The sequence below is a fragment of the Streptomyces sp. NPDC060064 genome, assembly GCF_042736455.1.
Lineage (GTDB): Bacteria > Actinomycetota > Actinomycetes > Streptomycetales > Streptomycetaceae > Streptomyces.
On sequence record NZ_JBHWWF010000014.1, the window covers coordinates 1 to 23,264 of the forward strand.

The following is a 23,264-nucleotide window of genomic DNA, read 5'->3' on the forward strand; positions in this document are numbered from 1 at the left end:
CAGTCCGAGAGGAGCGGCGGCACCGGCCCTCCGGCGTAGGCCCGGGGCTCTCCCCCCACACCCCGAGGCGGAGATCACTCTGACACGGCCATCGCCGACCCCTCACGGCATGGAGGCATGATGGGGCGTTACGTCGCAAGGCGACTGCTCCAGATGATCCCGGTATTCATCGGGACCACTCTGTTGATTTTCCTCATGGTCCACATTCTTCCGGGTGACCCCATCCGGGCAATGTGGGGTGACAAGGCGGCAGACCCCGCACAGGTCGCGTCCTTGCGCCATGAGTTCGGGCTCGACCAGCCCATGTGGAAGCAGTACATCGACTACATGGGCAACCTTTTCCAGGGCGACTTCGGCAAGACATTCGGCGGCCGGCCTGTCCTCGACGAGATGTCGCGGGCCTTCCCGGTCACGCTCCGGCTGACCGTCGTGGCGCTCGCCATCGAGATGATCGTCGGCCTCGGCCTCGGCGCCTGGGCCGGTCTGAAGGCCGGCAAGGCCCCGGACACCGGTGTGCTGATCTTCACCCTGATCGTCATCTCGATCCCGGTGTTCATCCTCGGCTACATGGCGCGGTTCCTCTTCGCCGACACTCTCGGCTGGGTGGCACCGAACGTCCAGGACTCCGCGGACGTCACGCAGTTGTTCCTGCCGGGCTTCGTCCTGGCGATGCTCTCCATGGCGTATATCGCACGGCTGACGCGTACGACCTTCGCGGAGAACCTGCGGGCGGACTACATGCGTACCGCTCTCGCCAAGGGTCTGCCGCGGCGCCGCATCGTCGGCGTACATCTGCTGCGGAACTCGCTGATCCCTGTGATCACGTTCCTCGGTACGGACGTCGGAGGCTTCATCGGCGGCGCGGTCGTCACTGAGGGCATCTTCAACGTCCAGGGTGTGGGCAACCTGCTCTACCAGGCGCTCGGACAGCGCGAGGGCTCCACCATCGTCGGTGTCGTCACCGTGTTCGTCCTGGTGATTCTGCTGATCAACCTGCTCGTCGACCTGCTGTACGCGGTCCTGGACCCGAGGATCCGGTATGCCTGACGTGACCAAGGCCGAGGCCGTCGACGCGAGGGTCGACGCCATCGCTCCCCCCAAGGCCGACGCGGCACCCGAGCAGGCCCCCAAGGAATCGCAGGGCAAGCCCCGCGGACTGTGGGGCGACGCCTGGTACGACCTGCGGCACCGGCCCATGTTCTGGCTCTCGGCGACGCTGCTGGTCCTGCTGCTGGTGATCTCGGCCTTCCCGGGCCTGTTCACCAGCGCCGACCCGCGGGCCGGCGATCTGACGCACCACTATCTGACCAAGCCCGAGCTGGGCAAGGTCTTCAGCCCCGAGTGGTTCGGCTACGACATCCAGGGCCGCTCGATCTATGCGCGTGTCGTCTACGGCACCCGCGCCTCGATCCTCGTCGGCCTGGGCGTCACGTTGGCGATCACGGTCTTCGGCGGTCTGATGGGCCTGCTCTCGGGCTACTTCGGTGGCTGGCTCGACTCGATCATCTCCCGTGTCACGGACATCTTCTTCGGTATCCCCTTCCTGCTCGGCGCGATGGTCGTGCTGAACTCGTTCACCGAGCGCAAGGTGTACGTCGTGATCCTGGCGCTGGCCTTCCTCGGCTGGACCTCGATCTGCCGAGTGGCCCGAAGTTCCGTGATCACGGCCAAGCAGGCGGACTATGTGACGGCGGCGCGCGCTCTCGGCGCGGGCACCAGCCGGATGCTGTTCCGCCATGTGCTGCCCAACGCGATCGCTCCCACCATCGTTGTCGCCACCATCTCGCTCGGTGGCTTCATCTCGGCCGAGGCGACCCTGTCCTACCTGGGACTCGGTCTCGCCGACCCGACGATTTCGTGGGGCATCGACATCGCGTCGGGCAGTGAGGAGATCCGTAACAACCCGCATGTGCTGCTCTTCCCGGCCGGCATGCTGAGCCTCACGGTCTTCGCGTTCATCATGCTCGGCGACGCGGTCCGCGACGCCCTCGACCCGAAGTTGCGCTGAGGAGGGCGTACGTGACCATCATCGAAGAAACATCAAGTGTCCCGGCGCCCCGGTCGGGCGACTCGGACGGCACTCCGCTGCTCGAAGTCCGCGATCTGCACGTGGAGTTCCACACCCGCGACGGAGTCGCCAAGGCCGTCAACGGCGTCAACTACAGCGTTGACTCCGGCGAGACCCTGGCCGTACTGGGTGAGTCCGGCTCCGGAAAGTCCGTGACCGCGCAGGCGATCATGGGCATTCTGGACATGCCGCCCGGCAAGATCCCGCAGGGCCAGATCCTGTACCGCGGGCAGGACATGCTCACCATGGGCTACGAGGAGCGGCGGAAGATCCGCGGCCGGAAGATCGCGATGATCTTCCAGGACGCGCTCTCCTCCCTCAACCCCGTGCTCACCGTGGGCTATCAGCTCGGCGAGATGTACCGCGTCCACCAGGGCCTCTCCAAGAAGGAGGCCAAGGCCAAGTCCATCGAGCTGATGGAGCGGGTGAAGATCCCGGCCGCCAGGGCGCGGGTCAACGACTACCCGCACCAGTTCTCCGGCGGTATGCGCCAGCGCATCATGATCGCCATGGCGCTGGCCCTGGAGCCGGACCTGATCATCGCGGACGAGCCGACGACCGCGCTGGACGTCACCGTCCAGGCCCAGGTCATGGATCTGCTCGCGGAGCTGCAGCGCGAGTACAACATGGGCCTGATCCTGATCACCCACGACCTCGGCGTCGTCGCCGACGTCGCGGACAAGATCGCGGTCATGTACGCGGGACGGATCGTCGAGACCGCCCCGGTGAGCGAGCTCTACAAGCGGCCCGCCCACCCGTACACGCGTGGTCTGCTGGACTCGATCCCGCGCCTGGACCAGAAGGGCCAGGAGCTGTACGCGATCAAGGGGCTGCCGCCCAACCTGCTCAAGATTCCGGCCGGTTGTGCGTTCAACCCCCGCTGCCCCAAGGCGGACGACATCTGCCGTACGGAGGTTCCGGCTCTGGTGCCGGTGACCGAGCAGGACGGCAGTGAGCTGCCCGGCCGCGGAAGCGCGTGCCACTTCTGGAAGGAGACGATCCATGGCTGAGTTCAAGAAGACCGACGAGCCCATGGACGCCACCCCGAACGTCACCGAGGTCGAGACCGTCGACGCGCCCACCGAGACGGCGGCCGTGGCGGCGATCGAGGCACCGGTCGAGCGCGGTGAGCCGATCCTTCAGGTGCGCAACCTGGTCAAGCACTTCCCGCTGACCCAGGGCATTCTGTTCAAGCGCCAGGTCGGCGCGGTCAAGGCCGTGGACGGGGTCTCCTTCGACCTCTACCAGGGTGAGACGCTCGGCATCGTCGGCGAGTCCGGCTGTGGCAAGTCCACCGTCGCCAAACTGCTGATGACGCTGGAGACGGCGACCGCCGGCGAGGTCTTCTTCAAGGGCCAGGACATCACCAAGCTGTCCGGGCGCGCGCTGAAGGCGGTCCGCCGGAACATCCAGATGGTGTTCCAGGACCCGTACACCTCGCTGAATCCGCGTATGACGGTCGGCGACATCATCGGTGAGCCCTTCGACATCCACCCCGAGGTGGCTCCGAAGGGCGACCGTCGCAAGAAGGTGCAGGACCTGCTCGACGTCGTCGGGCTCAACCCGGAGTACATCCACCGGTATCCGCACCAGTTCTCCGGCGGTCAGCGCCAGCGCATCGGTATCGCTCGCGGTCTTGCCCTCAACCCCGAGGTCATCATCTGCGACGAGCCGGTCTCGGCCCTGGACGTCTCGGTCCAGGCGCAGGTCATCAACCTGATGGAGAAGCTGCAGGACGAGTTCAACCTCTCCTACATCTTCATCGCCCACGACCTGTCGATCGTCCGGCACATCTCCGACCGGGTCGGCGTGATGTACCTCGGCAAGATGGCCGAGATCGGTACGGACACGCAGATCTACGACCACCCGACGCACCCCTACACCCAGGCGTTGCTGTCGGCGGTCCCGGTCCCGGACCCGGAGCTCAGCAGCGGTCGCGAGCGGATCATTCTCACCGGCGACGTCCCGTCCCCGGCGAACCCGCCGTCCGGCTGCCGTTTCCGCACCCGTTGCTGGAAGGCCGAGGACAAGTGCGCCCAGGAGGTCCCGCTGCTGGCGATCCCCGAGCGTTTCAAGGGTGCTGACACCCCGGCGGCACACGAGTCCGCGTGCCACTTCGCCGAGGAGAAGGACGTCGTCCACGCGGTGTGACGCAGAAGTAAGTGAATGAGGGCGCCCGGACCGGCTGGTCCGGGCGCCCTCTTCTGTGTACGCACGAAAAGTCGTGCGTAACATTCCCCGGACCCCAGACGTGTTCCTTGCAGAAGAGGGAAACGAACGGACCAGCTGACGAGGGACCGGGGGGGAAGATGCCGACGCAGTCGGAGGAGTTTGACGCGTTCTACGTCGCCACGGCCAAGCGCGTGGTCGCGACGGTCTATGCCATGACCGGCGATCTCGCGGAGGCCGAGGACGCCGTGCAGGAGGCGTATGTGCGGGCCTGGCAGCGGTGGGACCGGCTGATGCGTGAGGGGGATCCGCTGCCTTGGGTGCGCACGGTCGCCGTGCGGCTGGCGATCAGCACCTGGCGCAGGACCCGCAACCGCATGCTGGCGCACTTCAGACATGGGCCACAGGCGGATCTTCCCGGGCTGTCGGCGGACCGGGTGGCGTTGATCGGTGCCCTGCGCGAACTGACCGCGGAGCAACGGCAAGTGGTGGTCCTGCACCATCTCCTCGACCTGCCGGTGGAGCAGGTCGCCCGCGAGACGGGCGCCTCAAGCGGCGCCGTACGCACCCGGCTCAGCCGGGCCCGGAAGATCCTCGGCGAGCGGCTCGCCGAGGCCACCGTCCCGTCGGAAAGGGTTGCCAGCCATGGCTGAGGTCGAAGAACTGCTGGACGACGTGACGGTGCGGATGCCGAGCGCCGCGGAGGTACGCGCCCGTGGCGACCGGCGTCGCGTGCGGCTGCGGGCGGGCACGGGTGCGGTCGCCGTGGCGATGGTGGCGGGTATGTCGTGGGCCCTGTTGCCGGGCGGCGGGGGGCCGCAGGAGGTGCGGCCTGCGGGGCCGCCCGCCGCCACGTCGGTCGCCGAGCCGAACCCGTACAAGACGGGAAACGAGTTCAATGGGCTGGCGGATAGTGATGTGCCGCTGTTCACGAAGTGGCACTGGAGGCTGAGCGACGAGCCAGGCAAGGAAGCCGTGCGACTCCCACGCCTGGGCTTCGACGACGCCTGCCCGCAGACGCCGGACACCTCACAGGACAGGCTCGACCAGGTCTCGTACACCGCGCTCTACGAGGGGGACGGCAAGTCCATCGCCCGCCACCGCTATGTCGACTACGCAAACGCCGCCCAGGCGGCCGACGGGCTGCGGCAGCTGACGGACGCGCTCGCCGCATGCGGTCTGGAGCCCCGGGGCAAGGGTGCGGACATGTACTACGCGGGCGACAGTGCAGGCGGTCCATGGCTGCGGGTCGATGTCGATCACGGCAGGGCCTGGATCTCGGTGATCGAAGTGCAGGCCGCCAAGGAGTGACCAGCAAGGACTGACCAGGGGGATTGAGAACCAGAGACTGAGGAGCGGCAAACCCGGAAAGCGGCCATAAAAGTGCGCTGCATACCTACATGGGGTGTATTGGTGCTAAGTCGTACTCAGGACACGGGAGGCACCCCATGCGTGGAGTCACGCACGCCAAAGGGGCCGTATGCGCGGTGGCCGTAGCCCTCGCGGCGGTGGCGTGCGGCGGAGGCAGCAGCGGCGGCGGTGGTGGCGCCGACGGGATCGTGAGCTCCTCCTGGGGCGACCCCCAGAACCCGCTGGAGCCCGCGAACACCAATGAGGTGCAGGGCGGCAAGGTGCTCGACATGCTCTTCCGCGGTCTCAAGAGGTACGACCCGAAGACCGGCGAGGCCAAGGACATGCTCGCCGAGAAGATCGCCACCACGGACTCGGTCAACTTCACCGTCACCGTCAAAGGCGGCTGGACCTTCAGCAACGGTGAGAAGGTCACCGCCAAGTCCTTCGTGGACGCCTGGAACTACGGCGCCAACCTGAAGAACAACCAGAAGAACGCCTACTTCTTCGGCTATATCGACGGCTACGCACAGGTCCACCCGGACAAGGGCACGCCCACCGCCACGACCCTCTCCGGCCTCAAGGTCGTCAACGACACAACCTTCACGGTCAAGCTCTCCCAGAAGTTCTCCACCTGGCCCGACACCCTCGGTTACGCTGCCTTCTCCCCGCTGCCCCAGGCGTTCTTCGACAGCCACGACGCCTGGTTGTCCAAGCCCATCGGCAACGGCCCGTACACCGTCGACTCGTACGCCAAGGGCTCGAAGCTGGCCATGCGCAGATGGGACGGTTACCCGGGCACCGACAAGGCGCAGAACGGCGGCGTCGACCTGAATGTGTACACGGACAACAACACCGCCTACACCGACCTGACCGCGGGCAATCTCGACCTCGTCGACGATGTGCCGGCCTCGCAGCTCAAGAATGTGCAGGCGGACCTCGGCGGCCGGTACATCAACACTCCCGCCGGGATCATCCAGACTCTTGCCTTCCCGTACTACGACAAGGCCTGGAACACCCCGAACGCCGTGAAGGTCCGCCAGGGACTGTCCAGGGCGATCAACCGCCGGCAGATCACCGACACGATCTTCCAGAAGACGCGTACGCCCGCGAAGGACTGGACCTCGCCGGTGCTCGGCGCGGAGGGCGGCTTCAGCGACACCCTGTGCGGTGACGCCTGCGAGTACAACGCGGCCGAGGCGAAGAAGCTGATCACGGAGGGCGGCGGCATCCCCGGCGGCCAGGTGAAGATCTCGTACAACGCGGACAGCGGCTCGCACAAGGAGTGGGTCGACGCCGTCTGCAACAGCATCAACAACGCGCTGGGCAACGACAGGGCATGTGTCGGCAACCCGGTCGGTACGTTCGCCGACTTCCGCAACCAGATCGGGCAGCACAAGATGCCCGGCCCGTTCCGGGCCGGCTGGCAGATGGATTACCCGCTGATCCAGAACTTCCTGCAGCCGCTCTACTACACCAATGCCTCGTCCAACGACGGTCTGTGGAGCAACGCGGAGTTCGACAAGCTCGTCGACGAGGCCAACGCGGAGAGCGACGCGAAGAAGGCCGTGGAGACCTTCCAGAAGGCCGAGGGGGTCGTACGGGACCAGATGGCGGCCATCCCGCTCTGGTACCAGAACGGCAGCGCCGGCTACTCCGAACGTGTCTCGAACGTGGCGCTCAACCCGTTCAGCGTCCCGGTCTACAACGAGATCAAGGTCAAGTGACGGCGAAGGCATCCGGCACGGCGTGCCCGACCGCGCCGGTCCGGCAGCTGTACCGATCTTCCCCGCATTGCGCGACCACGACCCCCGGAGCCCTTCATGGGACGTTATGTGATCCGGCGTCTGCTGCAGATGATCCCGGTCTTCTTCGGTGCCACGCTGCTGATCTTCCTCATGGTGAACGTGATGGGGGACCCCATCGCAGGACTCTGCGGCGAGCGGCAGTGCGACCCGGCGACCGCCGCCCAGCTGCGCAAGGAGTTCGGCCTCGACAAGCCGGTGTGGCAGCAATACCTGACGTACATGGGGAATGTCTTCACCGGCGACTTCGGCACCGCCTTCAACGGACAGCCGGTCACCGAGCTGATGGGCGAGGCCTTCCCGGTCACCATCCGGCTCACAATCGTCGCGATCGTCTTCGAGATGCTGATCGGCATCACGCTCGGTGTGATCACGGGCCTGAAGCGCGGCCGCCCCGTCGACACCGGCGTGCTGCTGCTCACCCTGGTCGTCATCTCCGTCCCGACCTTCGTCACCGGTCTCCTCCTCCAGCTGCTGCTCGGTGTCGAGTGGGGCATCATCAAGCCCGCCGTCTCACCGGAGGCGCCGATCAATGAGCTGATCATCCCCGGTCTTGTGCTCGCTTCGGTCTCGCTCGCCTATGTCACCCGGCTGACCCGGACCTCGATCGCCGAGAACGCCCGCTCCGACTATGTCCGCACCGCGAAGGCGAAGGGTCTGCCCAGGCGCCGGGTGATCAGCCGTCATCTGCTGCGCAACTCACTGATCCCGGTGATCACCTTCATCGGCACCGATGTCGGCGCACTGATGGGCGGCGCGATCGTCACTGAGCGCATCTTCAACATCCATGGCGTCGGCTACCAGCTCTACCAGGGCATCCTGCGCCAGAACACCCAGACCGTCGTGGGCTTCGTGACCGTGCTCGTCATCGTCTTCCTGGAGGCGAATCTGCTGGTCGACCTTCTGTACGCCGTTCTCGACCCGAGGATCCGGTATGCCTGAGCCTCAGTACGACAACGGGGGAGCCATCGCCTCCACCGGCGCCGGCGGTGCGATGGACCTCGCGACCACCGAGGGGGCGACCCTCGAGAAGCTCCCCGGCGGGCCGGAGGGCACCGGGCCTGCCGAGAAGCCGCGCAGCCTCTGGTCCGACGCCTGGCGCGATCTGCGTCGCAACCCCGTCTTCATCATCTCGGGCCTGATCATCCTCTTCCTGGTCTTCATCGCGATCTGGCCCCAGTCGATCGCCACCCAGAATCCGCTCCAGTGCGACCTCGCCAAGGCCCAGCAGGGCTCCCAGCCCGGCCATCCCTTCGGCTTCAACGGGCAGGGCTGCGACGTCTATACGCGTACCGTCTACGGCGCTCGGACCTCGGTCACCGTCGGCGTCTGCGCCACTCTCGGTGTGGCGCTGCTCGGTTCCGCCCTCGGCGGTCTGGCCGGCTTCTTCGGCGGGGCGTCGGACGCGGTCCTCTCCCGGGCCACCGATATCTTCTTCGGCATCCCCGTCGTCCTCGGCGGTCTGGTCCTGCTGTCCGTCGTCACCAGCACCACGGTCTGGCCCGTCATCGGCTTCATGGTGCTGCTGGGCTGGCCGCAGCTCTCCCGTATCGCACGCGGCTCGGTCATCACCGCCAAACAGAACGACTACGTCCAGGCGGCCCGGGCGCTCGGTGCGTCCAACTCCCGGATCCTGCTGCGGCACATCAGCCCCAACGCCATCGCGCCGGTGATCGTCGTGGCGACCATCGCGCTCGGTACCTTCATCGCCCTGGAGGCGACGCTCTCCTACCTCGGGGTGGGGCTGAAGCCGCCGACCGTGTCCTGGGGCATCGATATCTCCTCCGCGTCCCCGTACATCCGCAACGCGCCGCACATGCTGCTCTGGCCGGCCGGCGCGCTGGCGGTCACGGTGCTCGCGTTCATCATGCTCGGCGACGCGGTGCGCGACGCCCTCGACCCCAAGCTGCGCTGAGGAGCCCGCCATGCTGCTCGAAGTGCGTGATCTGCACGTGGAGTTCCGTACCAGGGACGGCGTGGCCAAGGCCGTCAACGGCGTCAACTACACGGTGGACGAAGGCGAGACGCTCGCCGTGCTGGGTGAGTCCGGGTCCGGCAAGTCCGTCACCGCGCAGGCGATCATGGGAATCCTGGACACGCCTCCGGGGAAGATCGCCGGCGGCGAGATCCTCTTCCGGGGGCAGGATCTGCTGCGGCTCAAGGAAGAGGAGCGGCGGAAGATCCGCGGGGCCGGGATGGCCATGATCTTCCAGGACGCTCTCTCGTCCTTGAACCCGGTGCTGAGCGTCGGCGACCAGCTCGGCGAGATGTTCACCGTCCACCGCAAGATGTCGCGCAGGGACGCGCGGGCCACGGCCGTCGAGCTGATGGAGCGGGTGGGCATCCCGGGGGCGAAGGAGCGGGTCGGGCAGTATCCGCACCAGTTCAGCGGCGGTATGCGCCAGCGCATCATGATCGCCATGGCGCTGTCCCTGGAGCCGGACCTGATCATCGCGGACGAGCCGACGACAGCGCTGGACGTCACCGTCCAGGCCCAGGTGATGGATCTGCTGGCCCAGCTCCAGAGCGAGCTGAACATGGGGCTCATCCTGATCACCCACGACCTGGGCGTGGTCGCCGACGTCGCCGACAAGATCGCGGTGATGTACGCGGGCCGGATCGTCGAGACGGCTCCTGTCCACGACATCTACAAGGCCCCGGCCCACCCGTACACCAAGGGCCTGCTGGAGTCGATCCCGCGGCTGGACCAGAAGGGCCGGGAGCTGTACGCGATCAAGGGCCTGCCGCCGAACCTGATGAACATCCCGCCCGGCTGCGCCTTCAACCCGCGCTGTCCGATGGCCCAGGACGTGTGCCGGACCGATGTGCCGCCGCTGTACGAGGTGTCGCAGGACCGCAGGAGCGCCTGCCACTTCTGGCAGGAGACACTCAATGGCTGAGGCGATCCTGGAGGTCCGCGGTCTGGTCAAGCACTATCCGCTCACCCGGGGCATCCTCTTCAAGAAGCAGGTCGGCGCGGTCAGGGCGGTGGACGGCGTCGATCTCGACCTGGTGGCGGGCGAGACGCTCGGCATCGTGGGGGAGTCGGGCTGCGGCAAGTCGACGCTCGCCAGGATGCTGGTGCACCTGGAGCGGCCCACGGCCGGCGCGATCCGGTACCGGGGCGACGACATCACCAAGCTGTCCGGGCGCGCGCTGAAGGCGGTCCGCCGCAACATCCAGATGGTGTTCCAGGACCCGTACACCTCGCTCAATCCACGGATGACGGTCGGCGACATCATCGGTGAGCCGTACGAGATCCATCCCGAGGTGGCGCCCAAGGGGGACCGGCGCCGCAAGGTGCAGGACCTCCTCGATGTCGTCGGGCTCAACCCCGAGTACATCAACCGCTACCCGCACCAGTTCAGCGGCGGCCAGCGGCAGCGCATCGGCATCGCGCGCGGGCTGGCTCTCCAGCCGGAGATCATCGTGGCCGACGAGCCGGTCTCCGCGCTGGACGTCTCCGTGCAGGCGCAGGTCATCAATCTGCTGGACAAGCTGCAGAGCGAATTCAGCCTCAGCTATGTCTTCATCGCACACGACCTGTCGATCGTCCGGCACATCTCGGACCGGGTGGGCGTGATGTATCTGGGGCGGATCGTGGAGATCGGCAAGGACGCGGAGATCTACGACCACCCGACGCATCCCTACACCCAGGCGTTGCTGTCGGCGGTTCCGGTGCCGGACCCGGAGGCGCGTGAGCGCCGGGAGCGGATCATTCTGCACGGCGATGTCCCGTCGCCGGCCCACATCCCGTCGGGCTGCCGTTTCCGTACGCGCTGCTGGAAGGCGCAGGAGCGGTGCGCGCTGGAGGTGCCGCTGCTGGAGGTGCCGGCGGTGTTCCGGCCGGCGAGCGGGCCGACGCGGCATCCGTCGGCCTGCCACTTCGCGGAGGAGAAGCACGTGGTGCCGACGGAGGAGGAGCCGGGCGCCGAGTGACCCGCCCGGGGCCCCGCCTCGTGCGGCTCCGCACCGGCCCCCGCTCCTCGAACGCCTCAGGGCTGAATCTCAGCCCCCGTCCGCCTCCAGGTCCCGCAGCGCCGGGTCCAGGATCACGTCTTCCTCCCGCACTCGCGTCGGCTCCTCCGGGAAGTGGCACGCCGTCAGGTGCCCCTGGTGGTTCCCCTCGATCCGCACCAGCGGCGGCACCTGGGTCGCGCACTGCGTCTGCGCCTTCCAGCAGCGCGTACGGAACCGGCAGCCCGACGGCGGATCGATCGGCGACGGCACGTCGCCCGCCAGCCGGATGCGTTCATGCGCCCGCGCATCCGCCTCGTCGCTCAGCGCCGCCTCCGGGACGGCGGAGAGCAGTGCGTGGGTGTACGGATGCCGTGGTCGGTGGTAGATCGAATCGCGGTCGCCGACCTCCACCACCTTGCCCAGGTACATCACCGCGACCCGTTGCGAGAAGTGCCGTACCACCGCCAGGTCGTGGGCGATGAAGAGGAAGGCGATGCCCAGCTCCCGCTGGAGCTCCTGCAGCAGATTGACGACCTGCGCCTGGATCGAGACATCGAGCGCGGAGACCGGTTCGTCCGCGACGATCAGCTTCGGCTCCAGCGCCAAGGCCCGTGCTACGCCGATGCGTTGGCGCTGGCCGCCGGAGAACTCGTGCGGGAAGCGGTTGTAGTGCTCGGGGTTGAGGCCGACGATCTCCAGCAGCTCGCGGACCCGGCTCTCGCGCCCGCCCTCCGGCCGAACGTTGTTGATCTCCATCGGCCCGGAGATGATCTTTCCGACCGTCTGCCGCGGGTTCAGTGACGAGTAGGGATCCTGGAAGATCATCTGGATCTCGGGGCGTATCGGCGCCAGCTGCTTGCGGTCGGCGTGGCTGATGTCCTGGCCCCGGTAGGTGATCTTCCCCGCGGTTGGTTCAAGGAGACGGGTCAGCAGCCGGCCCGTCGTCGACTTGCCGCAGCCCGACTCGCCGACAAGTCCGAAGCTCTCGCCCGCGTACAGCGTGAGATCGATGCCGTCGACCGCTTGAACCGCCCCGATACGCCGTTTGAACGGAAAACCGGCCATGATCGGGAAGTGCTTCGTCAGCCCTTCCGCCGTCATCAGGACCTCGCCGTCGGAGACAGCCCGGTCACGCGGGGCGGGGATGGTGGCTTCGTGCGCCATGTCGCGTCTCTCCCTACCCCAGCCGGGGCTTGATCTGCTCGATGAAGACGGTTCGCTTCTGCTCGGCCGTGAGGTGGCAGGCGGAGCCCCGCCCCTCGGGCAGCTCCGGCCGTACGTCCTCGCAGGTTGTGCCGCCGACCATGGACGGGAAGCCGCAGCGCGGATGGAACGGGCAGCCCGACGGCGGCGCGAGCAGACTCGGCGGGGCCCCCGGGATCGGCGTCAGCGGCTCCGAGACGTCCGAGCCGAGCCGTGGCATCGACCCCAGCAGGCCCCAGGTGTACGGGTGCTGGGGATCCCGCAGAATCTCGCGTACCGAACCGCGCTCCACCGCCCGGCCGGCGTACATCACCAGCAGATCGTCGGCGATACTGGCGACCACGCCCAGGTCATGGGTGATCAGGATGATCGCCGAGCCGAACTCCTGCTGGAGGTCGCGCAGCAGATCCAGGATCTGCGCCTGCACGGTGACGTCCAGCGCGGTCGTCGGTTCGTCCGCGATCAGCAGCTCCGGATTGCACACCAGCGACATCGCGATCATCGCGCGCTGCCGCATACCTCCGCTGAACTGGTGCGGGTAGTCGTGCGCCCGCAGCTTCGGCTGCGGAATGCCGACCTTCTCCAGCATCTGAACCGCCCGCGCCCACGCCTCCCGCTTGGATGCCCCGGTGTGCTTGCGGTACGGCTCGGAGATCTGCCGGCCGATCGTGTAGTACGGCGAGAGCGCGGTCAGCGAGTCCTGGAAGATCATCGCCGCCTTGTTGCCGCGCAGCCGCTCCAGCGTCCGCTCCCCGGCCCCCGTCATCTCCTGGCCGTCCAGCACGATCTCGCCCCGGGTCTCGGTGAACTTGGGGTCGTGCAGACCGAGGATGGAGAGATTCGTGACGGACTTCCCGGAGCCGGACTCGCCGACGATGCCGAGTGTCCTGCCGCGCTCCAGATCGAAGGAGATCCCGTCGACCGCCTTCACCGTCCCGTCCTCGGTGGAGAAGTGGACGTACAGATCGCGTACGGAGAGAAAGGAGCCGTCGGCGGCGGGCCGGGGCGGCTGATCGGTCTTGGTCAGGGTGGTCATGTGGCTCAGGACTCCTAGGCCAGCCGCACGCGCGGATCGAGCAGGGCGTAGACGGCGTCCACAACGATGTTGAAGAAGACGATGGCCGCGGCGCTGATCAGCATCACGCCCATCAGCATGGGCAGATCGGTGAGCTGCACGGACTGCACCGCAAGGCGTCCGATGCCGTGCAGAGTGAAGGTGACCTCGGTGATCATCGCGCCGCCGAGCAGTGAGCCGAGGTCCATGCCGAAGATGGTCAGGACCGGGGCGACCGCGCCTCGCATGGCGTACCGGAAGAAGACGGTCCGGCGGGCGAGGCCCTTGGCGCGGGCCGCGCGGACATGCTCCTCCTCGAGCTGCTCGGCCATCAACGACCGTGCGAGACGGCTGTAGTTGGCGATGAAGATCATCGAGAGAACCAGCCACGGCAGCATCATCCCGGCGAGCCACCCCGCCGGATCCTCGGTGATCGGAACGTATTCGGGCTGATCCAGCCAGCCGAGGTTGGAGACGAACAGCGCGAGGCAGAGCACGCCGACGAAGTAGATCTGAAGTGACGAGCCGAGCAGCGACAACGAGCTGAAGAACTTGTCGACCCAGGTGCCGCGGCGCGCGGCGGCCAGCAGGCCGATGCCCACTCCGACGAGGAGAAAGACGACCGCGCCGCCGAAGGCCAGCGAGAGTGTGGTCGGGAAGCGGTCGAGGATCGTGCCCCATACCGGTTCCTGATTGACGAACGAGTAGCCGAAGCACGGCGCGTCACAGTGCCCGACGGTGAAGTCACGGCCCGCGAAGATCCCCACCATGAAGTCCCAGTACTGCACCGGGACCGGCTTGTCGAGGCCGAGGTTGCTGTTGATGAGCGCGAGAGCGGCCGGATCGCAGTTCTTCCCGCAGGCCAGCCGGGCGGGCTCGGCGGGCAGCGCGAAGAACAGGAAGAAGGTGACCGCGCTGATCACCAGAAGAATGACGAGAGCGCCGAGCGAGCGGCGGACGAGGAATCTCAGCATGGCTTCGCGGGCTTCCGGGAGAGGGACCGGAGGAGGCTCCCCGCCCGTCGGGGACGGGGAGCCGATCCGATGCGCCGGTGATTACTTGACGTACACGGCGGTCGGGTCCACGGAGCCGTACGGCTCGTGGAACTTCACGCCGCCGATGCCCGAACCCCAGAGCGTGAACAGCCGGTTGTAGAAGATCGGCACCTGCGGCACCTCGTCGGTCAGGATCTTCTGGCTGATCTTGACCCACTCGCTGCCGGCCTGGTCGATGTCGCCGATCTTCTCCGCCTTGGCGATATCACCGTTGACGGCGGGAGAGTTGAGGTGCGAGTAGTTCGCCGAGTCGTCGTAGATGTTCTTGCCGTCGTACAGCGGCGGCACGACCGTCGACGCGGACGGCCAGTCGGCGCCCCACGAGGAGCGGTAGGCGTCGTACTGGTTCTTCACCTTGCCGATCTGCGTGTAGTACGTCGAGGAGTCGAGCTCCTTCTTCTCCACCTTGAAGCCGGCCTTCTCCAGAGCCCGCTCCACGACCACCGCGGAGTTCTGGGCGGGGCCGGTGTTGGCGTAGGCGTAGACGATCGTCCTGCCCTCCGCGCCCGCCTCCTTCAGCAGTGCCTTGGCCTTCTCGGGGTTGCCCGCCGGGTACTTCTTCTTCTCGAACGGGTCGACCGGCTGGTAGCCCTTGAGGGTCGGACCGACCAGCGAGCCCGCGACTTCGCCGGCCTTGACACCGCCGTACTGCTGCAGCACCTGACCCGAGGGCCAGGCCCAGGCCAGTGCCTCACGGACCCGCTTGTCCTTGATGCGGTCCATGTTGAAGCTGACCACGTCGACGTACGGCTGGGTCTTGGTGAGCGACCTCGCCATCGCCTCCTTGTTCTTCAGGACCGTCGAGATCAGCGACGGGTCGACCGCGTTGGTGAAGGTCATACCGGTCTTGTCGGCGCCCTGCTGGGCGACGAGCCGACGGGTGGAGTCCACCCACTGGTGGCCGAAGGTGACCGAGAACTTGTCCACGTACTGGTGGCGTACGGCGTCCGACTTCGGGTCCCAGTTGGTGTTCTTGACGAACTCGACGCTCTTGTCCGGCTTGAAGTTCTGGATCTTGTACGGTCCCGACGCGACCGGCGCCTTGTCGTACTTCTCCTGGGTGTCCTTGGCCGCCGGAACTGCCGTGATGTTCGGCATGGCGACCGCGAACGGCACCTCGGCGCGCGGCTGGGCGAAGTGGAAGACGATGGTCTTGTCGTCCGGCGTCGCCAGCACGCTGTCCGGTAGATGCTTGCCCTTGTACGGGCCGTCCGGCAGCGCCTTCCGGAAGGTCTGGCCGGCTCCGGAGAGCCACTGCTGCAGATACGTCGGGCCGCTCACCTGGTACTTGGCGTACAGCCGCTCGACGCCGTGCCGCACGTCCTTCGAGGTGATCGGCGTACCGTCCTCGAACTTCAGCCCGTCCTTGAGGGTGTACGCCCAGGTCTTGCCACCGTCGGAGGACTTGCCGGTGTCCGTGGCGAGGTCGCCGACCAGCGTCACCTTGCCGGTCTTGTCGTCGATCTTGTACGTGGTGAGCGTCCGGTTGAACAGCGTCTGCATGATCAGCTCGTCGCTGACATAGATCTGGCCGGGGTCCAGATGCTCGAAGGCGTCACGCTGCAGCACGGTGACCGTGCCGCCCGGCTTGGCGCCCGGCAGGTCCGGGGCGGGTCCGGTGGAGTCCTGGGCGGTGCCGATGGTGATGGACTGCTGCTTGAGCTCGGGTTCCTTGGACTGTTTGTCCTTGCTGTCGCCTCCGCCGCCGCTGCTGCACGCGGACAGCACTAGCGCGCCGGCGGCGACCGCGATGGCCGAAATCCGCACTCTTCGCTGAATGGTGGACGTCATGGTCTCCATGCACCTGCCTCGTCGGACGGAACACTCAGTGCCTTGCGACGTGCGTCAACGCTTGGTCTTCGGGTCGATGGCGTCCCGGACCGAGTCCCCGAGCAGGTTGAAGGCGACCACGAAGATCACCATGGCGATGCCCGGGAAGAACATGTACGTGATGTCGCCCTCGTAGAAGTCGGCACCCTTGGCGAACATCCGGCCCCAGTCGGGCGTCGGCTCCACCAGACCCACCCCGAGGAAGGAGAGACCGGCCTCGAGGGTCACGAAGTTGGGCAGCATCAGCGTGGACTGCACCAGGATCGGCGTCGTCACATTCGGCAGCAGCTCCCGGCGGATGATGCGCCACGGCGGAGCGCCGGTGACCTTGGCGGCTTCGATGAACTCCCGTTCGCGCAGGCTCAGTACCGAGGATCTCAGCAACCGCGCCAGCGTCATCCAGCCCAGCAGCCACAGGACGAGCACCAGCGCCGTGACCCGGAAGTAGGTCGGGGTCTCCTTCTGCGGGCTCACGAAGAGCGCGGTGACCACCGGCATGAAGGCGACGAAGAAGAGCTGCTGCGGGAAGGAGAGCAGCAGATCGATGAAGCGGCCCAGGAAGTAGTCGGTACGGCCGCCCATGTATCCGGCCGTCACCCCGACGAGGATTCCCGTGATGGTGGAGAGAACGGTGGCCGCCAGGCCGATCAGCAGCGAGGTCCTGATTCCGTACACCAACTGCATCAGAACGTCGCGGCCCAGCCTCGGCTCGATTCCGAACCAGAATTCACCGTCGGTGCCGCCGTTCGGTTTCATCGGATAGCTGGTGATCGGATCGAGCAGTTCCGGGCGATCGAGGCCGTAGGTGGTGTAAGGGTCCTTTCCGTACAGCCAGCCGATCACCGGGGCGAGCGCCGCCACGAGGAAGAAGAACAGCACGATGTACGCGGAAAGTACGCCCGTACGGTCGCGTTTGAAGCGCCGCCATGCCAACTGGCCCGGGGACCGGCCGACAAGCGTCTGCTCCTCCTTGCTCAGAGCGACAGGGGGCGGTCCGGTCTCGGCGGCCGGGCCGATGGCCGGGTCGGCCGACTCGGCACGGGATGGAATCGTCACGTCTCTTCTCGCCCCCGCAATTCATGACTCACGGTTCATGACTCACGTACCGGCCGCGGACGTTGGTGGACGCCGCTGGTTGAGCGGACTGTGGCAATCGCGGTCTGTGTCAGTCAAGGGCCTGGCGGCGGAAGCTGTGTTGTCCGTGCGCTTCTTGAGCGAAGGTTTTGCAGATCGATCTGCCTACGTGCTTGACGGGTCTTCGGAGTGAGCGACATAGCTCTATAAATGCCCATCAACTTCGTTAACACACAGGCAACTTGACTGTCGCAACTCCGATATACGAACGCGTCACCCTGAACAGCGTACGGCCGTGCGGGTGCCGTAGGCCGGCCGGGGCTCGCCATGTAGTCCCGGCCGGCCGCACGCGCGCCGCGCGGGCCCTTGTTCAAGGGTGCACAGCGATGCAGGATCGCACGTGTGACTCTTACGCGGGGAGCCCGGATCACCGGAGCGGTGCTCTGCGCCGCGCTCGCGCTCATTGTGGCTGCCTGGATCGTCCGGGACCTCACCACGGCCGCCGATCCGCTCGATCTCTGGCGGTACTGGACCGGCAGCCGCCGCAGCGCCGCCTCCACCCCGCTGACGACCACGCTCCAGGACCTGCTGCTGTTCGCGGTGTACGTCACCGTGGCCCTCGCCGCCCTGCGCTCGCCCGTCGCGGCCGCGGCCCTGGTGGCCGCCGGAGTGATCACCCTCGCCGTACGGCTGCCGGGGCTGTGGGTGCTCAGCTCCTCCTGGATGGATCTGCGCTCCGCCGATGAACTGCGCACCCGGGCCCTGTACTGCGCCTTCGCGGCGCTCGGGCTCGGCATCGGACTGATCATCACGGCCGCCGCGGGCCGACGTGCGCCCGGCGCCCCCAACGACTTGTACGCCCGCGACCCGTATGCCCGCGACCCGTATGCCCATGATCCGTACGCCCGAGGCGCATACGCCCACGAGCGGACGCCGACCCGGCCCACCCAGGGTGTCTCGGTGCTCGCCTTTCTGCTGCTGGGCGGATCGGCGGGCGTACTCGCGGCCTGGGAGATCTACACGGCGACCGACTACGCGGGTACGCGCTATCTCGACCGCTTCACCGGCAGCACGTCCGTCCGGCTGCCGCCGCTCGGGACTCCGCCGGGCTGGCTGACCGCGGCGATCGTGGTGCTCGCCCTGGTGGCGGCGGTCGGCGCGCTCTTCCACGCCGTCTTCTCACGGCCGCTGGGGCTGGTCGTCGCGGTGTTCCTGGTGGGCATGGGCGGGACCGGTCTCGACTTCGCCGTACGGAACGAGTTGATGTCTCATCTCGGTGATGTGGGACTCCGGGAGCAACTGCTCGTCGGTTCTTGGCTGTTCGAGCTGGCGGCGGGGGCTGTGCTGCTGCCGGCGCTTGCGCGGCGGGGGGAGGGGGACGCGTCGGGCGGGGGTGCGCCGGCATGGCAGCCGCAGCCGGGTCACGGCCACCCGCAGCCGGGTTACGGCCCACCGCCTCCGCAGACCCCGCCGCCCGGCTGGTAAGCGCAGGCCGGCCCCCGCACCTCAATCGCCGTCGAGGCGTGTCTCGGCCTCCGCCCCGGACCCCGGGGGACAGCCCACCGGCCCCTACCCCTGCGGCCTCAACGACCGCTTGAGGAAGTCCACTTGGAGCAGCAGCAGATTCTCCGCGATCTGCTCCTGCGGCGTCATATGGGTCACTCCGGTCAGCGGCAGTACTTCATGCGGACGGCCCGCCGCCAGCAGCGCCGAGGAGAGCCGCAGGCTGTGTGCCATCACCACATTGTCGTCCGCCAGACCATGGATGATCATCAACGGCCGTGGTGGGTTCTCCGGGGTCGTCAACCCGTCGTCCGTGACGAGTGAGTTGGCCGCGTACACCTCGGGATGCGTCCCCGGATCGCCGAGATAGCGCTCGGTGTAGTGGGTGTCGTACAGCCGGAAATCGGTCACCGGCGCGCCCGCGACCGCCGCATGGAAGACATCCGGGCGGCGCAGCACCGCGAGCGCGGCCAGATAGCCGCCGTACGACCAGCCGCGGATCGCCACCCGGCCGAGATCCAGCGGGAAGGTCCCGGCCAGCGAGTGCAGCGCCTCGATCTGGTCGTCGAGAGTGAGCGGGAAGTTGTCCTTGACCGCCTTCTCCCAGCGCGGGGAGCGTCCCGGAGCGCCCCGGCCGTCCGCGACGATCACCGCGAAGCCCTGGTCGGCGAACCACTGGGAGGTGAGATACGGATTCTGTGCCGCGTACACCCGCTGACCGTGCGGTCCCCCATAGGGGTCCAGCAGGACCGGAAGCGGGCCGTCCGACTCCTGATAGCCGGAGGGGAGCAGGACGGCGCACGGAATCCGGTGGGCGCCCGCCTCGCAGAGCCGCACCCGGGCCTTCAGCACCGGCTGCTCCGCATACGACGGGACGACCGCGACCGGCTTTCCGTCCCGCAGCACCTGCACGGACGCGCCACTCACCTCCGTACGGGACGAAGCCAGCACCGTCACCCCGCCGGAGCGCACCGCCGAGTGCACTCCCGCACCGTCCGAGATCCGCTCGATCCCCAGCTCATTGACCCGGTACACATGGATCTCGCCGGTCTCCGGCTCCGCGGCCTCCTCGCCCGCCGCCGCCGACACCAGGACATCGTTCTCGCCGATGTCCAGCACCGCCCGCAGCTGCAACTGCGCTCCGGTCAGCGCCCGGTCGCCGACCGCGAGCACCCGCGCCCCGCCCTCGTCCGCGATCCGCACCAGACGCCCGTCCGGCGCCCAGGCCGGCACCCCGGGGAAGAGATCGAGCCACACCGGGTCCTCGTCGACATGCACCGTCCGAGTGGCGCCCGACTCCGCGTCCACGGCCAGATACAGCTGGGTCCGCTGGTCCCGGGACTGGACGAGCAGCAGCGGTGCGCCCGCGGACGACCAGTGCACCCGCGCCAGATACGGATAGCGGGTCCGGTCCCAGCTCACCTCCGTACGCTCTCCGTCCAGCGTGAGCAGGAACAGCCGCACCTCGGCGTTGGGCGTCCCCGCCGCCGGATAGGCGACCCGCTCCGGCTCCCGGTCCGGATGCGCGGGATCGGAGATCCACCAGCGCCGTACGTCCCGCTCGTCGACCCGGGCGACCAGCAGCCGGTCCGACTCCGGCGCCCACCAGAAGCCGCGCGAGCGGTCCATCTCCTCGGCCGCGATGAACTCCGCGAGACCGTACGTGGTGTGCTCGTCCTCCGGCTCGGCCAGCGCCCGGTCACCTTCCCCCTCCGCACCGGTCACCCGCAGCGCGCCGCCCGCCACATACGCGATGTGCCGGCCGTCGGGAGACGGCCGAGGGTCGATCACCGGCCCCGGCACCCGCAGTTCGCGCGCGGTCCCGGCCCGCAGCTCAGCCGTGTACAGCCGCCCCGACAGCGCGAACGCCGCCAACTCGACCGCCTGGTCCACCGCATAGCCGACGATGCCCGCCGACCCCTCCCGGCTGCGCTCGCGCCGGGCCCGCTCCTTCGCCGACAGCTTCTCCGCGGCACCGGCGAGCAGCGCGTCCGGATCGGCGGCCAGGCGCTCCTGCGCCTGGCGCCCGTCCGGGTCGAGATCCAGCACCCAGAGCCGCCCCGCCCGGTCGGTCCCGGAGGCCGAACGGAGGAACACCACCCGGGAGCCGTCCGGGGACACGGTGAACGCGCGCGGTGCGCCCAGCGTGAAGCGCTGGGTCCTGGCGTACTGACGCGGGAAGGAGAGCTGCTGCCTCGAGGTCATGTGACCGAACCTAGCGTTCGTGCGCCCCCGTGTGCTGCTGTGCACCGATCGATGCGTTGGTGTGGATAGTTATGATCCGCGGCGCAAGGTGGGTATGAACGTCCTGGCACATGCAACCTGCCCGTCCCGACCGAATATCCGTGGAGGTGAACCGCCGTGGCACTCTCGATTTCGGCGGTGGTGCTGCTGGCGATCGTCGTCTTCCTGCTGGTCCGGAAGTCCGGGCTGAAGGGTGGGCATGCGGCGGTCTGCGTGTTGCTCGGGTTCTATCTCGCAAGCTCGTCCATTGCCCCCACCATCAACGAACTCACCACAAATGTGGCCGGAGTGATCGGTGGTCTCAAGTTCTAGCGCAGCGGGTCCGGCCTCGTAGGCTGTCCCGTATGAAGGATCTTCCCGCCCGTCGTCTGCTCCTGGTGCACGCGCACCCGGACGACGAGTCGATCAACAACGGCGCGACGATGGCCCTGTACGCGGCCGCCGGCGCCCAGGTCACCCTGGTGACCTGCACCCTTGGTGAGGAGGGCGAGGTCATCCCGCCTGACCTCGCCCATCTCGCGCCCGACCGGGAGGACCGGCTGGGCGCTCATCGCGTCGGCGAACTGGCCGCCGCGATGAAGGAGCTGGGCGTCACCGACCACCGCTTCCTGGGTGGTCCCGGCCGGTTCCGCGACTCCGGGATGATGGGCCTGGAGCAGAACCACCGCGAGGGCGCGTTCTGGAACACCGACCCGGACGACGCGGCCCCGTACCTCGTCGGGGTGATCCGTTCCGTGCGTCCGCAGGTGCTGGTGACGTACGACCCGAATGGCGGGTACGGACATCCCGACCACATCCAGGCGCACCGGGTCGCGATGCGCGCCGCCGAGCTGGCCGCCGATCCCGCCTTCCGGCACGACCTCGGCGAGGCGCACACGATCGCCAAGATCTACTGGAACCGGGTGCCGCGCTCGGTGGCCGAGGAGGGCTTCGCCCGGCTCCGCGCTGCCGGCGGGGCGGACTTCCCGGGCATTGCGGCCCTCGACGACATTCCGGGCGTCGTGGACGACTCCGAGATCACCACCGCAATTGACGCCACGGCGTACGCGGAGGAGAAGGCGGCAGCGATGCGGGCCCATGCCACCCAAATCGCCGTGGACGGCCCCTTCTTCGCACTCTCCAACGATCTGGGACAGCCGATCTTCGCGACCGAGTACTACCAGTTGGTGCAGGGCGAGTCCGGCGCACCGCCCGGCGCGCGTGAACACGATCTCTTTGCGGGGGTGCCGGTATGAGTGGATCCGCAGCAGGACGGGACGCACCGGGGGCCTGGCTCGCCCAGTCGCCGAAGCCCGGCCGGATCGCCGCCTACCTCGGACTCGCCGTGCTCGGGGCGCTGGTCGGCATCGCCGGTTCGCTGGTCCAAGGGGCCTGGTTCCCCGGCGGGTTGGTGCTGGCTCTGCTCGCCACGACGAGTCTGTTCTACGGCTCGCTGCGGGCCACCGGGACGCAGCTCGGCGTGCTGGCGCCGGCTGTGGGCTGGCTGCTCGCGATCGTGCTGCTCAGCATCGGCCGCCCGGAGGGCGACGGGGTGTTCTCCGCGGGAGTCGGGCCGCTCGTCTTCATGCTGGGCGGAATGGCGTTGGCTGTGATGTGTGCCACGATGTCGCGGCCCGCGCGACCGGATGGCGGGTCCGGCCGACTCGGTAAGTGAGGGCCCGGCGGAGCAACTCTTCCCGGGTTGTCTGCCTTTCCGGCGTGTACGAGGTCAATGTGCGGTACACCGCGCTCACCTCGGGTGGGACCCCCGGCACGCACCCTGTGCGGCGGGCCCCTATGGTGGGTCGCCCCAAGGGGTGGGAAGCCACTGAACTGACCATGCCCGTACGGTCGGCGGAAATGTCGCTTTCCACAGTCCCGGGGTGTCTGTCGGCAGCGGCCAGTAAGGTGGTGCGCGCCGCCGAGCCGCCCGCAGCAGTTGCTATCCAGTAAGAAACGGGCGGCGAAGC

Annotated in this window: 21 protein-coding genes; 15 read left to right on the forward strand and 6 right to left on the reverse strand. The window is 67.8% G+C overall.

The genetic code is table 11. The features are described 5' to 3' along the window. Positions 1–120: 120 nt before the first annotated feature. The 11 genes from ACFWDI_RS17970 to ACFWDI_RS18020 all read left to right on the forward strand — a co-directional run bounded on the left by ACFWDI_RS17970 (position 121) and on the right by ACFWDI_RS18020 (position 11,331). Positions 121–1,047 (forward strand): ABC transporter permease, encoded by a 927-nt coding sequence (locus ACFWDI_RS17970; RefSeq protein WP_385305055.1) that lies wholly within the window; start codon positions 121–123, stop codon positions 1,045–1,047. Next, on the forward strand, positions 1,040–2,008 hold the full coding sequence (locus ACFWDI_RS17975) for an ABC transporter permease (RefSeq protein WP_385305056.1): 969 nt from the start codon (positions 1,040–1,042) through the stop codon (positions 2,006–2,008). The genes ACFWDI_RS17970 and ACFWDI_RS17975 overlap by 8 nt, the downstream gene beginning before the upstream one ends. Before the next feature lie 11 nt (positions 2,009–2,019). Then, a complete protein-coding gene (locus tag ACFWDI_RS17980) occupies positions 2,020–3,078 on the forward strand; it encodes an ABC transporter ATP-binding protein (protein WP_362686772.1) in 1,059 nt (352 codons plus the stop codon). Beyond that, positions 3,071–4,219, forward strand: coding sequence for a dipeptide ABC transporter ATP-binding protein (locus tag ACFWDI_RS17985; RefSeq protein ID WP_327325866.1), 1,149 nt, complete (start codon positions 3,071–3,073; stop codon positions 4,217–4,219). The genes ACFWDI_RS17980 and ACFWDI_RS17985 overlap by 8 nt, the downstream gene beginning before the upstream one ends. 158 nt (positions 4,220–4,377) lie before the next feature. Then, positions 4,378–4,890 carry a SigE family RNA polymerase sigma factor gene (locus ACFWDI_RS17990; RefSeq protein WP_385305059.1) on the forward strand — a complete coding sequence of 171 codons (513 nt, stop codon included), beginning with the start codon at positions 4,378–4,380 and terminating at the stop codon, positions 4,888–4,890. Beyond that, on the forward strand, positions 4,883–5,548 hold the full coding sequence (locus tag ACFWDI_RS17995) for a hypothetical protein (RefSeq protein WP_385305061.1): 666 nt from the start codon (positions 4,883–4,885) through the stop codon (positions 5,546–5,548). Before ACFWDI_RS17990 ends, ACFWDI_RS17995 begins: the two co-directional genes overlap by 8 nt. Before the next feature lie 137 nt (positions 5,549–5,685). After that, positions 5,686–7,314: an ABC transporter substrate-binding protein gene (locus ACFWDI_RS18000; RefSeq protein ID WP_385305063.1), complete on the forward strand. Its 1,629-nt coding sequence runs from the start codon at positions 5,686–5,688 to the stop codon at positions 7,312–7,314. 96 nt (positions 7,315–7,410) lie between these two features. Beyond that, the gene (locus tag ACFWDI_RS18005) at positions 7,411–8,334 is read left to right on the forward strand and encodes an ABC transporter permease (protein ID WP_385305065.1); all 924 of its coding nucleotides are present in this window, start codon (positions 7,411–7,413) and stop codon (positions 8,332–8,334) included. After that, entirely contained in the window at positions 8,327–9,307 is a 981-nt protein-coding gene (locus tag ACFWDI_RS18010; protein ID WP_385305066.1) for an ABC transporter permease, read from the forward strand. The genes ACFWDI_RS18005 and ACFWDI_RS18010 overlap by 8 nt, the downstream gene beginning before the upstream one ends. Positions 9,308–9,317: 10 nt before the next feature. Continuing rightward, positions 9,318–10,292 carry an ABC transporter ATP-binding protein gene (locus ACFWDI_RS18015; protein WP_385305068.1) on the forward strand — a complete coding sequence of 325 codons (975 nt, stop codon included), beginning with the start codon at positions 9,318–9,320 and terminating at the stop codon, positions 10,290–10,292. Next, positions 10,285–11,331, forward strand: a complete 1,047-nt coding sequence (locus ACFWDI_RS18020) for an ABC transporter ATP-binding protein (protein ID WP_385305069.1) — start codon at positions 10,285–10,287, stop codon at positions 11,329–11,331. Before ACFWDI_RS18015 ends, ACFWDI_RS18020 begins: the two co-directional genes overlap by 8 nt. Before the next feature lie 69 nt (positions 11,332–11,400). On the opposite strand, the gene ACFWDI_RS18025 is transcribed toward ACFWDI_RS18020, so the two are convergent. The 5 genes from ACFWDI_RS18025 to ACFWDI_RS18045 all read right to left on the reverse strand — a co-directional run bounded on the left by ACFWDI_RS18025 (position 11,401) and on the right by ACFWDI_RS18045 (position 17,550). Then, complete coding sequence (locus ACFWDI_RS18025; RefSeq protein ID WP_327325872.1) at positions 11,401–12,516, reverse strand: dipeptide ABC transporter ATP-binding protein; 1,116 nt, start codon at positions 12,514–12,516, stop codon at positions 11,401–11,403. 13 nt (positions 12,517–12,529) lie between these two features. Further along, complete coding sequence (locus tag ACFWDI_RS18030; RefSeq protein WP_385305071.1) at positions 12,530–13,591, reverse strand: ABC transporter ATP-binding protein; 1,062 nt, start codon at positions 13,589–13,591, stop codon at positions 12,530–12,532. Between the two features lie 14 nt (positions 13,592–13,605). Then, positions 13,606–14,583 (reverse strand): ABC transporter permease, encoded by a 978-nt coding sequence (locus ACFWDI_RS18035; RefSeq protein ID WP_385305073.1) that lies wholly within the window; start codon positions 14,581–14,583, stop codon positions 13,606–13,608. A gap of 81 nt (positions 14,584–14,664) precedes the next feature. Continuing rightward, positions 14,665–16,455, reverse strand: a complete 1,791-nt coding sequence (locus tag ACFWDI_RS18040) for an ABC transporter substrate-binding protein (RefSeq protein ID WP_385305075.1) — start codon at positions 16,453–16,455, stop codon at positions 14,665–14,667. Between the two features lie 54 nt (positions 16,456–16,509). Next, positions 16,510–17,550, reverse strand: coding sequence for an ABC transporter permease (locus ACFWDI_RS18045; protein ID WP_385305077.1), 1,041 nt, complete (start codon positions 17,548–17,550; stop codon positions 16,510–16,512). 420 nt (positions 17,551–17,970) lie between these two features. Between ACFWDI_RS18045 and ACFWDI_RS18050 the strand changes: the two genes are divergently transcribed. Then, entirely contained in the window at positions 17,971–19,053 is a 1,083-nt protein-coding gene (locus tag ACFWDI_RS18050; RefSeq protein WP_385305079.1) for a hypothetical protein, read from the forward strand. Positions 19,054–19,137: 84 nt separating this feature from the next. Here the strand turns inward: ACFWDI_RS18050 and ACFWDI_RS18055 are convergent, their stop codons facing one another. Beyond that, positions 19,138–21,276 (reverse strand): alpha/beta fold hydrolase, encoded by a 2,139-nt coding sequence (locus tag ACFWDI_RS18055; RefSeq protein ID WP_385305080.1) that lies wholly within the window; start codon positions 21,274–21,276, stop codon positions 19,138–19,140. A 156-nt stretch (positions 21,277–21,432) separates the two neighbouring features. Here ACFWDI_RS18055 and ACFWDI_RS18060 point away from each other — a divergent pair, with 156 nt between their 5' ends. Genes ACFWDI_RS18060 through ACFWDI_RS18070 form a run of 3 tightly spaced genes read left to right on the forward strand, consistent with a single transcriptional unit; the run spans position 21,433 to position 22,969 of the window. Further along, on the forward strand, positions 21,433–21,627 hold the full coding sequence (locus tag ACFWDI_RS18060; RefSeq protein ID WP_327325878.1) for a hypothetical protein: 195 nt from the start codon (positions 21,433–21,435) through the stop codon (positions 21,625–21,627). Between the two features lie 32 nt (positions 21,628–21,659). Further along, entirely contained in the window at positions 21,660–22,550 is an 891-nt protein-coding gene (gene mshB, locus ACFWDI_RS18065) for an N-acetyl-1-D-myo-inositol-2-amino-2-deoxy-alpha-D-glucopyranoside deacetylase (protein ID WP_385305082.1), read from the forward strand. Continuing rightward, positions 22,547–22,969, forward strand: coding sequence for a DUF6113 family protein (locus tag ACFWDI_RS18070; protein ID WP_385305084.1), 423 nt, complete (start codon positions 22,547–22,549; stop codon positions 22,967–22,969). The genes mshB and ACFWDI_RS18070 overlap by 4 nt, the downstream gene beginning before the upstream one ends. The last annotated feature ends 295 nt before the right edge of the window (positions 22,970–23,264 follow it).

Bases quoted from the DNA above. Each gene is read 5' to 3' on its own strand.
- ACFWDI_RS17970 (WP_385305055.1), top strand. From the start codon at position 121: ATGGGGCGTTACGTCGCAAGGCGACTGCTCCAGATGATCCCGGTATTC.
- ACFWDI_RS17975 (WP_385305056.1), top strand. From the start codon at position 1,040: ATGCCTGACGTGACCAAGGCCGAGGCCGTCGACGCGAGGGTCGACGCC.
- ACFWDI_RS17985 (WP_327325866.1), top strand. From the start codon at position 3,071: ATGGCTGAGTTCAAGAAGACCGACGAGCCCATGGACGCCACCCCGAAC.
- ACFWDI_RS17990 (WP_385305059.1), top strand. From the start codon at position 4,378: ATGCCGACGCAGTCGGAGGAGTTTGACGCGTTCTACGTCGCCACGGCC.
- ACFWDI_RS17995 (WP_385305061.1), top strand. From the start codon at position 4,883: ATGGCTGAGGTCGAAGAACTGCTGGACGACGTGACGGTGCGGATGCCG.
- ACFWDI_RS18000 (WP_385305063.1), top strand. From the start codon at position 5,686: ATGCGTGGAGTCACGCACGCCAAAGGGGCCGTATGCGCGGTGGCCGTA.
- ACFWDI_RS18005 (WP_385305065.1), top strand. From the start codon at position 7,411: ATGGGACGTTATGTGATCCGGCGTCTGCTGCAGATGATCCCGGTCTTC.
- ACFWDI_RS18010 (WP_385305066.1), top strand. From the start codon at position 8,327: ATGCCTGAGCCTCAGTACGACAACGGGGGAGCCATCGCCTCCACCGGC.
- ACFWDI_RS18015 (WP_385305068.1), top strand. From the start codon at position 9,318: ATGCTGCTCGAAGTGCGTGATCTGCACGTGGAGTTCCGTACCAGGGAC.
- ACFWDI_RS18020 (WP_385305069.1), top strand. From the start codon at position 10,285: ATGGCTGAGGCGATCCTGGAGGTCCGCGGTCTGGTCAAGCACTATCCG.
- ACFWDI_RS18025 (WP_327325872.1), bottom strand. From the start codon at position 12,516: ATGGCGCACGAAGCCACCATCCCCGCCCCGCGTGACCGGGCTGTCTCC.
- ACFWDI_RS18030 (WP_385305071.1), bottom strand. From the start codon at position 13,591: ATGACCACCCTGACCAAGACCGATCAGCCGCCCCGGCCCGCCGCCGAC.
- ACFWDI_RS18035 (WP_385305073.1), bottom strand. From the start codon at position 14,583: ATGCTGAGATTCCTCGTCCGCCGCTCGCTCGGCGCTCTCGTCATTCTT.
- ACFWDI_RS18040 (WP_385305075.1), bottom strand. From the start codon at position 16,455: ATGACGTCCACCATTCAGCGAAGAGTGCGGATTTCGGCCATCGCGGTC.
- ACFWDI_RS18055 (WP_385305080.1), bottom strand. From the start codon at position 21,276: ATGACCTCGAGGCAGCAGCTCTCCTTCCCGCGTCAGTACGCCAGGACC.
- mshB (WP_385305082.1), top strand. From the start codon at position 21,660: ATGAAGGATCTTCCCGCCCGTCGTCTGCTCCTGGTGCACGCGCACCCG.
- ACFWDI_RS18070 (WP_385305084.1), top strand. From the start codon at position 22,547: ATGAGTGGATCCGCAGCAGGACGGGACGCACCGGGGGCCTGGCTCGCC.